Raw genomic sequence first — 12,575 nt, 5'->3', positions numbered from 1 at the left:
GGGCACTGGCTACGATCGAGCTTCGCTTGCGCCCTGAGCAAGATGACGGTCCCTTGCCTCTTGCGGCGCGACGTTTCTGGGGCCGAAGACGACGAAGCTGATGACGGCAAGGGCAAGAACGCCGATCCCGCTATAGAGCATGACCCAGCCAAAACCGTTGACCAAGGCGGCATGCGCAAGCGCGCCGGACGGGTCGAGGGTCGCCAGCCTGGGCGAATATTGCGAGAGCCCATCGAGATTTCCGGTGGCGATCTTTTCCGCCAACGCGCGCAATTCGTCCGGGTCAAGGGCAGTGCCCAATGCGGTTTTGAGATAGGAAGCAATTCCCTGCGTCAACAGCAGGCCCAGCACCGCGATGTTGATGGCGAGCGTGATCAGCCGCGCGCTGATATCGATGCCCGAAGCCATGCCGGCGCGATCCGGCGACACCGAACCCGTCGTGGTGTTGGTGGTCGGTGAGTTGGTGAGGCCGATACCGATACCGGCGATCAGCGTACCGGGCAGCATGGTCAGCCAGCTGGTTCCCTCAAGGCTCGAACCTATCCTCATGGCGATAAAGCCGACCCCCAATGTCAGCAACCCGAGCGGGATCGCCACCCGCGCCTGATAGCGGGCGCGCAGGCGCTCGGCGGTCGAGGACATCAGCATCAAGGGAAGCGTGTAGACGAGCAGCAGCAGGCCGGTCGTGGTGCTGTCGTAGCCGAGCACACCCGAAAAATAGATCGGCAGATAGATGATGAACGGCCAATAGCTGAAATTCATGCCGATGCCGCCCATGATCGCTCCCGAAAATTGACGGATCCGAAACACCGAGAAATCGAACATCGGGTAGGGGCTGATCTTCTCGGCAACGAGGAACGCGGCGAAGGCCAGCACGGCAGCACTTGCTACGCCGATGCGGGCGCCAGAGCCGAGATCGGCCCCTTGCGTGATCAGATAGGAGAAGCCGAACACCGCGAACGAGAGCGTCAGGATACCGGCACGGTCAAGCTTCTGGGCATTGTGGTCGCGTGATTCGGTGACACCGGCACCGATGAAGACCAGCGCAAGGATGGCAAGCGGCACATGGATGAGGAACACCCACTGCCAGCTCGAGAACGCGACGCAATCCACCGATGGCGGGACCAAAGCCAAGCCCGATCCCCGAGACGACGCTCCAGGCCACAAAAGCCTTGCCGCGTTCGCTGCCGTCCTGAAACTGGTGGGACAAGACGGCCACGCTGCAAGTGAACATCGCCCCTCCCGCCAGGCCTTGCAGGAAGCGTGCAATGATGAGGAGCGAAGCGCTCGGCGCGAGGCCGCACAGCAGTGAGGCCAGGCCGAAGGCGATGGTGGCGATCACCATCACCCGTTTGCGGCCGAAGCGGTCGGCCAGCGTTCCTGTCGCCATCAGCACCGTGGTGCAGGCAATGGTGTAGGCGTTCATGATCCATTGCAGATCCTTGAAGTCGGCGGCGAGCACGCTTTCCAGTCTCGGAAGGATCACCGGGACGCTGGAGATTTCGAGGCCGAACAGCAGCGAGGCAAGGCAGGCCCCGGCAAGCGCAACGGTGTTTCGGTCGATTTGAAACGTCATGTCGATCACTTTCTGTCGAAGCATTCTGGAACCGGGCTGGCTCTTCAAACTGCGGTCGAGATGACATAGACGAGGCTTGACCATGAAAAAAGACTATGCATTTCTATTTCAGAGATAACAAAATGGAATGACGGAGATGGCCAGTCTCGATGTCGATGCCGTGCGCACTTTCGTCATGGTGGCCGACCTGCAGAGCTTCACCCGGGCGGCTGCAGCACTTGGCAGCACCCAGGCGACGATCAGCGTCAAGTTGCGGCGGCTCGAGGAAAAGCTCGGCGCACGTTTGATCGAACGAACCCCGCGCCGCGTGGCACTGTCGGAAAGGGGGGCTGTCTTCCTGCCCGTGGCCCGCGAATTCCTTGCCGCCCATGAACGCGCCGTCGCGGAATTTTCCGCGGCGCCATGTCGGCTTGCGCTCGGCTTCGTCGATCATGTCGCGGGGCCTGAGCTTTCCACGCTGATCGCCCAGCTTCATGCCCACGATCCGTCGCTCGCGCTCAACATACGGATCGATACCAGCTCCATGCTGGAAGAAGCTTTCGATCGCGGCGAACTCGATGCGGTGATTGTGCACCAGGAAGATGACAGTCGACGCGGTGAAGCTTTGTCGCGCACCCACTATGGCTGGTTCGCGGCACCTGGCTTCGAATGGCGACCAGGCACGCCCCTGCGCCTGGCTCTTTTAAGCACCAGATGCAATTGCCCGGACCGTATGAGAGCGGTCGAGGCGCTGGACCGGGCAGGCATCGCCTGGAATGAGGCTTTCGTCGGCGGCGGCGGCGCTGCCGTCAACATCGCGGTATCGGCGGGCTTTGCCCTTTCCGCCCTCGCTTACCGGGTTGTGCCCCCGGGCTTGATCGAGGTGGGCCGCAAACTCGGCCTGCCACCAATTCCCCCGTCCGAGATCGTTTTGCAGTCGCACGCTCTGCCGCCGCGGGCGCGGGAGGCGCTGCACATGCTCGCGACCGCTTTTCGCGAATATAATTCGCCTGCCGAATAGGCAAGGGTGTTCCTGATCCCGATTCTATTGGTATGGATCGGGTTCCAGACTTCAGAGGGAACGAAATGTCCGAAATAATCGTCCGCCCGCTCGCGCAGTCCGACCACGCCGATTGGCGGCGCCTGTGGACCGACTATCTCACCTTCTATGAGACGAAGCTGCCGGAAGAGGTCTACGCCGTCACCTGGAAGCGGCTGTTCACTCCGGGCGAATTCGAGCCAAAAGGCTTCATCGCCACACTGGACGGCAAGGCGGTCGGTCTCACGCACTACCTGTACCACCGCTCCGGCTGGTCGGAGAAAAACAACTGCTATCTGCAGGATTTGTTCGCCGACCCGGATGTGCGTGGCAAGGGGATCGGCGCCGCCCTTATCAACGCAGTGAAGGAAGAGGCGGCAAAGATCGGCGTCAAGAATGTCTACTGGATGACGCACGAGACCAACGCCACCGCGCGCAAGCTTTACGACCACGTCGCCCGCCGCACGGGCTTCATCGAGTATGATTTGCTGTAACCGGCCATGTTCATCCCCTTCTTCCTTGAACTGAAGGCTGCACGCGTTCCCGTCTCGCTCAGGGAATATCTGTCGCTGCTCGAAGGGCTGGAAGCCGGGTTGGTCGACTACGACGTCGAAGGTTTTTATTACCTCGCCCGCGCCGCCCTGGTGAAGGACGAGCGCCACATCGACCGCTTCGACCAGGTGTTCGCGCATGTCTTCAAGGGCATTGAAGCGCTGGGCGGACCGGACGCGCTGGACGTCGCCAATATCCCCGAGGAATGGTTGCGCCGCCTCGCCGAAAAGCACCTGACCGACGAGGAGAAAAGACTGGTCGAGGCGCTCGGCGGGTTCGAAAAGCTGATGGAGACTTTGAAACAGCGACTCGAGGAGCAAAAAGGTCGCCACCAGGGCGGCTCGAAATGGATCGGCACCGGCGGAACCTCGCCATTCGGCGCCTATGGCTACAATCCCGAAGGCGTGCGCATCGGCCAGCATGAAAGCCGCAACCGCCGCGCGGTGAAGGTCTGGGACAAGCGCGAGTTCAGGAATTTCGACGATGCCGTCGAACTCGGCACCCGCAACATCAAGATCGCGCTGAAACGCCTGCGTCGCTGGGTGCGCGAGGGCGCCGAGGAAGAGTTCGACCTGCCCGGAACCATCCACGCCACGGCCGAACACGGCTATCTCGACGTGCAGACGCGGCCAGAGCGGCGCAACGCGGTGAAGCTGTTGATGTTCTTCGATGTCGGCGGCTCGATGGACGACCACATCAAAAGCGTCGAGGAGCTGTTCTCGGCCGCCCGCGCCGAATTCCGCCAGCTCGAATATTTCTATTTCCACAACTGCCTCTATGAGGGCGTGTGGAAGGACAATCGCCGCAGGCATGCCGAGGTGATTCCGACCTTCGACCTGCTTCACAAATACGGTCCGGACTACAAGGTGATCGTCGTCGGCGACGCCTCGATGAGCCCTTACGAGATCGCTCACCCCGGCGGTTCGGTCGAGCACTGGAATCCGGAGGCGGGCAGCGTCTGGCTCGGCCGTCTGCTGCAGCAATGGCCGAACGCGGTATGGCTGAACCCCGAAGATCCCAAGAACTGGGGCTACACCCATTCGGTTGCGATGATCCGCGACATTTTCGGCGGCCGCATGTTCCCGCTGACGCTGGCCGGGCTGGAGGGCGCGACCAAGCAGCTTTCAAGAAAGCACTGAAAGACCGACAGGAGATCCGATGACCTGCTTCCTCTGCCTGCAATGCGGCGTCCAGTTCGCGGCGACAGAGACGCCGCCAGAACATTGCCCGATCTGCGAGGACGAGCGCCAATATGTGCGCTGGGAGGGCCAAGCGTGGATCACGCCGGAGGAACTTGCCGAAGGACACCGGCTTGTTATGAAGGACGATGCCGGCGTTCTCGCCTTCGGCATCGAGCCGCGCTTCGCCATCGGGCCAACGGGCGCTGCTGGCGCAGACGCCGCACGGCAACGTGCTGTGGGACTGCGTTCCGATGGTCAGCGACGAGGCGGTGGCCGAGATCAACCGCCGCGGTGGCCTGGCGGCGATCGCCATCTCGCACTGCCACTATTATTCGGTGATGGCCAGTTGGAGCGAGGCGTTTGGCGGCGTGCCGATTTATCTCCATGCCGACGACCGCCAATGGATCATGCGACCGCACAAGGCGATCGTCAGTTGGGAAGGCGAGACGCTGGCCATAAACCCTTCGCTGACGCTCATCCGCTGCGGCGGCCACTTTGCCGGCGGTCAGGTGCTGCACTGGAAACGCGATGTCGGCGACGTCTTGCTGGCCGGCGATATCTTGCAGGTGACGCCGACGCGCCGCCATGTCAGCTTCATGTACAGCTATCCGAACTACATTCCGCTCAATGCAGCGGCCGTGCGCCGCATCGCGGCGGCACTGGAGCCATTCGCGTTCGACCATATCTATGGTGCATGGTGGAACCAGAATGTCATCGGGGGCGCAAAAGCGGCGTTCGCTGCTTCGGTCGATCGCTATCTCGCGGCAATCGCATGACAATCCGATCGAAATGCGGGCAAATCGCGTAACAAATGCCTATCTTGGTGCGAATATGAGGTTGCAATCCGCGCATGGTCCCGAACCTCCGGTTCGGAAAGGATCATGCGCAAAACCAAAGTACTACAGCGTCCTTTGCGCGTCCGATGGGCGCGCGGCGCTGTAGTGGCGAGCCGGCAAGGCTGAGGAGATCGAATGGACACCCACACCTACCCTGTAACCCGCACCGACGCCGAATGGCGCGCCCGGCTGACGCCGGAGCAGTATGCCGTCATGCGCGGCCACGGCACCGAGCGGCCGGGAAGTTGCGCTTTGCTCTACGAGAAGCGCGCCGGCACCTTTTCCTGCGTCGGCTGCGACCAGCCTTTGTTTGAATCCAAGCTGAAGTTCGAGAGCGGCACCGGCTGGCCGAGCTTCAACGACCCGGTGCCGGGTTCGGTCGAAAACACCGTCGACCGCAGCTACGGCATGGTTCGCACCGAATGCCATTGCGCCCGCTGCGGCAGCCATCTCGGCCATGTCTTCGAGGACGGCCCGCCGCCGACCGGCCTGCGCTATTGCATCAACGGCGTGGCGCTGAAATTCGAGCCGGCGGCCTGAACCGAAATTCGATTGAATGAATGAAAAGGGCGGCTGCGGCCGCCCTTTTCATTGCCCCCCGGCCGAACCCGGCGAACGCGGTGGGCGCCCGTGTCCGCTCTCAGACCACGACCGTCAGGATCAGCCATAATGTGGCGCCGAGCGTCATCAGTGAGGCCTTGGCGCCACCGGCCTTTTGCGTGGTTCGCCATACGGAAAAGGTCAGAAAGAGGTTGTAGGGCACCGGTGCGAAATGCACCGCCAGAACCAGCGCGAGCGGCAGCTTCAGTCCGAGCAGGACGATCGCGGCCACCAGAGATGCTACGTTGAGCGCCGTGCCGACAAGAACAAGGTCGCGCCAGAACAGCCGGTCGAGCGGCACCTGGCCTTGCCAGCGTGAGCGGAAAAAGGAGCCGATACCCTCTGGCAACACCGGATGTCTATCCCTGCCTCAGGACTTCGGTTACCGCGCGCTCGAAACGCGAACATTCGGTCACCAGCCAGTCGGCCATGGCTGGCCAGTTGTCCTCGGCATAGCAGTTCACCCGCCACATCGAATTGATGCCGAGATCCTCGCAACTCTGTTCCGGCCTGAGCTTCAGCCTGGCTTCGATATCAGGCTGGAACGGTTTCAACCGCGACCACGCTTGCGTGGCGCCGAACTTCTCGTTGCGGCCGAAGAAGACGCCGACCTGGCTCTGCGCCGGCGCGACATACATGGAAAGGACCAAGGCGAAATCGGGCAGCCCGCGCTGCCAGAACCAGGGTCCGCGCCTCGCCATCAGAGCCCTTTCTTCCGGATGCCGCTCGGCGAACAGCGTCCAGAAGCCGCGCTGGCGGAATTCAGAGGCGCGGCGGGCGCCGAAGTCGAATTCGCTCATGGCTCGATGCTCGCTCCGGCATCATGCTCGGCCGGAGACTGTTTCGAAATTCGCTCCGGCGAGTCATATGGTGGTGGTTTCGAGAACCGGAGCGGAGCGTACTTAAAGTACGTGAGCTCAGTTCTACTGCATTGCAGTAGAACTAGGGAAGCGCAGAAAACGCCACCAGATGGCCGCCGGAGTAGAATTTCCAGACGGTCTCTACACCATGCCGAGTGCGGCCTTATACAGATCGAGGATGGTTTCCTCTTCCTGACGCTCGGCCTGGTCCTTCTTGCGCAGCCGGATGATCGTGCGCATCGCCTTGGTGTCGAAGCCTGTGCCCTTGGCCTCGGCGAACACTTCCTTGATGTCGTCGGAAATGGTCTTCTTCTCTTCCTCGAGCCGCTCTATGCGCTCGATGAAGGCACGCAGCTGGCCGGCGGCAACAGTCTGGCTGGTATCGGTGATATCGTCGGCCATATTTTTCTCCACATCGTTTCTGCGCCGCGACTCGGGATGCATGCAGCGGCGAATTGAGCGGGCTCGATGCCCGACCGGCGGCGGCGGGTCAAGCTGTTATCGATGATCGAACTGACGCTGCCGCCACGATGCGGACAGCGATCCCCCAGGAAGGTATCAATTAGCTGAAAGCGATCAGCAGATCCTTGGCATCGATCTGGTCGCCTGCCTTGACCAGCACCTCGGCGACCGTGCCGTCGCGCTCGGCATGCAGCGCCGTCTCCATCTTCATCGCTTCGATGGAAAGCAGCACGTCACCGGCCTTCACAGCCTGGCCGGCAGCCACCGAAAGCGCAGAAACGACGCCCGGCATCGGTGCGCCGACATGCGCCTCGTTGCCGGGTTCGGCCTTGCGGCGGGCCTTGGCGGCGGACGCGCCATGCGCCCGGTCGGGCACCTTGACACGGCGCGGCTGGCCGTTGAGCTCGAAGAACACGGTGACCATGCCCTTCTCGTCGACATCGCCGATGGCCAGGCACCGCACCACCAGCGTCTTGCCCTTCTCGATGTCGACGAAGATCTCGTCTTCCGGCTTCATGCCGTAGAAATACGTCGGCGTCGGCAGCACGCTGACCGGCCCATAGGTTTCCTGCGCGCCGGCGAAATCCGTGAACACCTTCGGATACATCAGCCACGAGGCGAATTCGAATTCCGACAGCTTGCGCTCGAGCTTCTCCTCGATTTCCTTGCGGTTGGCCTTGAGGTCGGCTGGCTTGAGAAGCGAGCCGGGCCGCACCGTGATCGGCTTGTCGCCTTTGAGCGCCTTCCTCTGCAGCGCCACCGGCCACCCGCCTGGCGACTGGCCGAGGTCGCCGCGCAGCATCGAGACGACCGAATCCGGGAAGGCGATATCCCTATCCGGGTTTTCGACATCGGCAACGGTCAGGTCCTGGCTGACCATCATCAATGCCATGTCGCCGACGACCTTGGACGACGGCGTCACCTTGACGATGTCGCCGAACATCAGATTGACGTCGTGATAGGTCTGCGCCACCTCGTGCCAGCGCGTCTCCAATCCGAGCGAGCGAGCCTGTTCCTTCAGATTGGTGAACTGGCCGCCCGGCATCTCGTGCAGATAGACTTCCGAGGCCGGCCCCTTGAGGTCGCTTTCGAAGGCGGCGTACTGGTTGCGCACCGCTTCCCAGTAGAACGAGATCTTCCTGATCCATTGCGGGTCGAGACCGGGGTCGCGTTCGGTGCCCTTCAGCGCCTCGACGAGTGAGCCAAGGCATGGCTGCGAGGTGTTGCCGGAGAAGGCATCCATCGCCGCGTCTATGGCGTCGACGCCGCTTTCCACCGCCGCCAGCACCGTCGCCGCCGACAGGCCCGACGTGTCGTGGGTGTGGAAATGGATCGGCAGGTCGGTCGCCTCGCGCAGCGCCTTGAACAGCACGCGTGCTGCGGAAGGCTTCAGCAGGCCGGCCATGTCCTTGACGGCGATGATGTGGGCGCCGGCCGCCTGCAATTCCCTGGCCAGGCCGACATAGTATTTGAGGTCGTATTTCGCCCGCGCCGGATCGAGGATATCGCCGGTGTAGCAGATCGCCGCTTCGATCAGCTTGCCTTCGGCTCCGACCGCATCCATGGCGACGCGCATGTTGTCGACCCAGTTCAGGCAATCGAAGACCCGGAACAGGTCGATGCCACCGCTTGCTGCCTGCTTGACGAAATGCTGCACGACATTGTCGGGATAGTTGGTGTAGCCGACGCCATTGGCACCGCGCAGCAGCATCTGCAACAGCAGATTGGGCGCCGCCTCGCGCACCAGCGACAGCCGCTCCCACGGATCCTCGGTGAGGAAGCGCATGGCGACGTCGAAGGTGGCGCCACCCCAGCATTCCAGCGATAGAAGCTGCGGCAAGGCACGCGCATAGGTACCGGCGATGCCGGCAATGTCATGCGTGCGCATGCGCGTCGCCAGCAGCGATTGATGGCCATCACGCATCGTCGTGTCGGTGACCAGAACCTCCTTCTGATCGCGCATCCAGGCGGCGAACTTCTGCGGGCCCAGCACATCCAGCTTCTGCTTGCTGCCGCCGGGCACATTGCCGTTGAGGTAAGGCACCACGGGTGCCGCGGCGTCGGCCTTCGGCTGCGGTCGGCCGCGCGTCTCGGGATGGCCGTTGACGCTGACGTCGGCGAGATAGTTGATGAGCTTGGTGGCGCGGTCCTGGCGCTTGACCTGCTGGAACAGTTCCGGCGTCGTGTCGATGAACTTGGTCGTGTAGGAATTGTCGGCGAAGCTCGGATGGTTGATGATCGCTTCGAGGAAGGTCAAATTGGTGGCGACGCCGCGGATGCGGAACTCGCGCAGCGCCCGATTCATGCGGGCGATCGTCTCGGCCGGCGTCGGCGCCCACGCCGTCACCTTCTCCAGCAGCGGATCGTAGAAGCGGGTGATGACCGCGCCCGAATAGGCGGTGCCGCCATCGAGGCGGATGCCGAAGCCCGTCGCGCCGCGATAGGCGGTGATGCGGCCGTAATCCGGGATGAAATTGTGCTCGGGATCTTCCGTGGTGATGCGGCACTGCAGCGCGTGGCCGTTCAGCCTTATGTCCTTCTGTGCCGGCACGCCTGATTCCGGTGTGCCGATGGCAAAGCCGTCGAGGATATGGATCTGCGCCTTGACGATATCGATGCCCGTCACCTGCTCGGTGACGGTGTGCTCGACCTGGATGCGCGGGTTGACCTCGATGAAATAGAATTTGCCGGTGTCGGCATCCTGCAGGAACTCGACCGTGCCGGCGCCGATATAGCTGGTTTCGCGGGCGATCTTGAGCGCATGGCCGCAAAGCTCCTCGCGCTGCGATATTTCGAGATAGGGCGCCGGCGCCCGCTCGACGACCTTCTGGTTGCGGCGCTGGATCGAACAGTCGCGCTCGAACAGGTGCACGGCATTGCCATGGGTATCGCCCAGCACCTGCACCTCGACATGACGGGCGCGCTCGATCAGCTTTTCGAGATAGACCTCGTCCTTGCCGAAGGCGGCTTTCGCCTCGCGCTTGCCTTCGGTGACTTCACGGGCAAGGTCGGCTTCGGCGCGGATGGCCCGCATGCCGCGGCCGCCGCCGCCCCATGATGCCTTCAGCATCACCGGATAGCCGATTTCCTTGGCCAGTGTCTTGACCGTCTCCATGTCATCCGGCAACGGATCGGTGGCGGGGATCACCGGCACGCCGACCTCGATGGCGAGATTGCGCGCCGCGACCTTGTTGCCGAGCCGCCGCATTGTGTCCGGCCTCGGCCCGATGAAGGTAATGCCGGCTTCGGCACAGGCGTCGGCGAATTCGGGGCTTTCCGACAACAATCCGTAGCCGGGATGGATAGCATCGGCACCCGACAGCCTGGCGACGCGGATCACCTCCTCGATCGACAGATAGCTTTCGATCGGCCCCATGTCCTTGGTCAGATGCGGCCCGCGTCCGACCTGGTAGCTCTCGTCGGCCTTGAAGCGATGCAGGGAGTATTTGTCTTCCTCCGCCCAGATCGCCACGGTTTTGAGCCCGAGTTCGTTGGCCGCGCGGAAGACGCGAATGGCGATTTCGGACCGGTTGGCGACGAGGATCTTCGTGATGGCCAAGGACTGGGCTCCAGCAACGGAAGGAAGAGAAATCGGCGCAATGATTAGCGTGAAAATGCTGCAGTGCAAACGAAATTGACGCGCATTTAAACCGATTGAAATGGAATCATTGCGCCAAGGACCCTTCCCATTCCTCCGAACAGCCAAAAAAGAGCCGGCTTTCCGGTTAATGCACGATCATTGCCCGGCTAAGCATCGGCTCCATCGGCCGCCCCTGAACATGACGATGGCAAAAGAAAATGCCCGGCGCGAGGCGCCGGGCATCCGTAAATGGTCTGGAGACTGACGAGCTTACATCTTCTGGACGTAGGTGTACTTGCCGTCGTCGCCCTTCTTCCATTCGTACATGACGTAGCCGGGCAGCGTCGGATCGCCCTTGGCGTCATAGGACAGGTCGCCGAGAACGGTCTTGAAGGGGCCGTTTTCATGCAGCGCCTTGGCAACTGCCTGCGGGTCGTTCGACTTGGCAGCGGTCGCTGCTTCCGCGATCGCCTGCACGGCGGCGTAGGAGTAGAGCGTGTAGGCTTCCGGCTCGAAACCCTGCGCGCGGAACTTCTCGACGAGTTCCTTGTTGGCGGGGATCAGGCGCGGATCCGGGCCGAACGTGTTGAGCGTGCCCGCAACTGCGTCGCCAGCGATCGAAGCCAGTTCGTTCGACACGATGCCATCGCCGGAAACCAGCGTTGCCTTGAGGCCCTGGTCGGCCGCCTGACGGATGATCAGGCCGGCTTCGGTGTGCAGGCCGCCCCAATAGATGATGGAAACGCCGGCTTCCTTCATCTTGGCGATCAGCGCCGAGAAGTCCTTGTCGCCGACATTGATGCCTTCATACATGACTTCCGTCACGCCCTTGGCGTTCATCGCCTTCTTGGTTTCGTCGGCAAGGCCCTGACCATAGGTGGTCTTGTCGTGAACGACAGCGATCTTGGCGTCCTTGAAGTTGGCGGCGAGATACGCGCCGGCAATGCTGCCCTGCTGATCGTCGCGTCCGCAGGTGCGGAACACGTTCCACAGACCGCGCTCGGTGAATTGCGGGTTGGTCGCGGCCGGCGTCACTTCGACGATGCCGTTTTCCGCATAGACTTCAGATGCCGGGATAGAGACGCCGGAGTTGAAGTGGCCGACCACGAACTTGACGCCGTCGCCGACGAACTTGTTGGCGACCGAGATACCCTGCTTCGGATCGGAGACGTCGTCGCCGACTTCGAGCTTGATCTGCTCGCCGTTGATGCCGCCCTTGGCATTGATGTCGGCGACAGCAGCTTCCGCCCCCTTCTGCAGCTGCGCGCCGAAGGCGGCGTTCGGACCGGTGATCGGGCCCGCGACGCCCATCATTACGTCAGCCCACGCGCTGCCGCCGAACGCGACAAGCGCGGTCAGGGCGACGGCGGACAAAAGTGACTTTTTCATTTAAACGCTCCCATTAACGGAGTGGGCGTGGATGAAGCTTTCATGCGATGCCCACCCTTATCGCAGAAAGCATAGTTTGCCGATTTTCAGGCACTTGTCACGCCGATTCAATTTCGAGGCGGCGTTAATGATGAACGTCAACCTTTCGGTTTCCAGCTCAAGAGTGAAGCTCTTTCGTAGAGCCAATTATACTGTGTCACCATCTGGTTGGTGCGCGTGTATTGATAGCCGACGAAGCCGAGGATCATCAGCACGATGGTGTCGACGACATAATAATGCAGCGAGAACATGGTGCCGCCGAACAGCGCGTGATGGATGAAGCGGATCGCGATGCCGAGGCCCAGCACATAGGCGAACAGCTGGATGAAGCTGCGCCACGTCTGGGCACTGGCCTTGCCCGTCATCCACGCCGCCCAGCCGCCGAGCAGACAGGTGACGAAGAAGAACTGCCAGATCGAGGGTTCCTCGTAAAGAATGCCCTGCATGGTGAAGTCTCCTTAGCATGATCCCGAAAGTTGCGG

Annotated in this window: 10 protein-coding genes and 2 pseudogenes; 5 read left to right on the top strand and 7 right to left on the bottom strand. The window is 62.0% G+C overall.

Going from position 1 to position 12,575, the window contains the following annotated elements; translation table 11 throughout:
- Positions 1 to 9: 9 nt before the first annotated feature.
- Positions 10 to 1,600 (bottom strand): annotated as a pseudogene (locus MESCI_RS06220) (MFS transporter).
- Between the two features lie 112 nt (positions 1,601 to 1,712).
- Between MESCI_RS06220 and MESCI_RS06215 the strand changes: the two are divergent.
- The 5 genes and pseudogenes from MESCI_RS06215 (at position 1,713) to msrB (ending at position 5,703) form a co-directional block, all read left to right on the top strand.
- Positions 1,713 to 2,576, top strand: a complete 864-nt coding sequence (locus MESCI_RS06215; RefSeq protein WP_013529105.1) for a LysR family transcriptional regulator — start codon at positions 1,713 to 1,715, stop codon at positions 2,574 to 2,576.
- A 65-nt stretch (positions 2,577 to 2,641) separates the two neighbouring features.
- Positions 2,642 to 3,088, top strand: coding sequence for a GNAT family N-acetyltransferase (locus MESCI_RS06210; RefSeq protein WP_013529104.1), 447 nt, complete (start codon positions 2,642 to 2,644; stop codon positions 3,086 to 3,088).
- 6 nt (positions 3,089 to 3,094) lie between these two features.
- Complete coding sequence (locus tag MESCI_RS06205; RefSeq protein WP_013529103.1) at positions 3,095 to 4,285, top strand: vWA domain-containing protein; 1,191 nt, start codon at positions 3,095 to 3,097, stop codon at positions 4,283 to 4,285.
- Positions 4,286 to 4,304: 19 nt separating this feature from the next.
- A pseudogene (locus MESCI_RS06200) lies at positions 4,305 to 5,103 on the top strand (MBL fold metallo-hydrolase).
- 195 nt (positions 5,104 to 5,298) lie between these two features.
- Positions 5,299 to 5,703 carry a peptide-methionine (R)-S-oxide reductase MsrB gene (gene msrB / locus MESCI_RS06195; protein ID WP_013529102.1) on the top strand — a complete coding sequence of 135 codons (405 nt, stop codon included), beginning with the start codon at positions 5,299 to 5,301 and terminating at the stop codon, positions 5,701 to 5,703.
- A gap of 100 nt (positions 5,704 to 5,803) precedes the next feature.
- On the opposite strand, the gene MESCI_RS06190 is transcribed toward msrB, so the two are convergent.
- The 6 genes from MESCI_RS06190 to MESCI_RS06165 form a co-directional block, all read right to left on the bottom strand.
- A complete protein-coding gene (locus MESCI_RS06190) occupies positions 5,804 to 6,115 on the bottom strand; it encodes a hypothetical protein (RefSeq protein WP_013529101.1) in 312 nt (103 codons plus the stop codon).
- Between the two features lie 7 nt (positions 6,116 to 6,122).
- Positions 6,123 to 6,563: a hypothetical protein gene (locus MESCI_RS06185; RefSeq protein WP_013529100.1), complete on the bottom strand. Its 441-nt coding sequence runs from the start codon at positions 6,561 to 6,563 to the stop codon at positions 6,123 to 6,125.
- A 201-nt stretch (positions 6,564 to 6,764) separates the two neighbouring features.
- Positions 6,765 to 7,025: a DUF2312 domain-containing protein gene (locus tag MESCI_RS06180; RefSeq protein ID WP_013529099.1), complete on the bottom strand. Its 261-nt coding sequence runs from the start codon at positions 7,023 to 7,025 to the stop codon at positions 6,765 to 6,767.
- A gap of 160 nt (positions 7,026 to 7,185) precedes the next feature.
- Positions 7,186 to 10,644: a pyruvate carboxylase gene (gene pyc / locus MESCI_RS06175; protein ID WP_013529098.1), complete on the bottom strand. Its 3,459-nt coding sequence runs from the start codon at positions 10,642 to 10,644 to the stop codon at positions 7,186 to 7,188.
- A gap of 291 nt (positions 10,645 to 10,935) precedes the next feature.
- The gene (locus tag MESCI_RS06170; RefSeq protein ID WP_013529097.1) at positions 10,936 to 12,054 is read right to left on the bottom strand and encodes a branched-chain amino acid ABC transporter substrate-binding protein; all 1,119 of its coding nucleotides are present in this window, start codon (positions 12,052 to 12,054) and stop codon (positions 10,936 to 10,938) included.
- Between the two features lie 137 nt (positions 12,055 to 12,191).
- Positions 12,192 to 12,539, bottom strand: coding sequence for a DUF6867 family protein (locus tag MESCI_RS06165; RefSeq protein ID WP_013529096.1), 348 nt, complete (start codon positions 12,537 to 12,539; stop codon positions 12,192 to 12,194).
- Between the last annotated feature and the right edge of the window lie 36 nt (positions 12,540 to 12,575).

It is taken from the genome of Mesorhizobium ciceri biovar biserrulae WSM1271 (assembly GCF_000185905.1).
Lineage (GTDB): Bacteria > Pseudomonadota > Alphaproteobacteria > Rhizobiales > Rhizobiaceae > Mesorhizobium > Mesorhizobium ciceri.
Note: the sequence above shows the minus strand (reverse complement) of the source record. Positions and strands in the feature narration are given on the sequence as shown.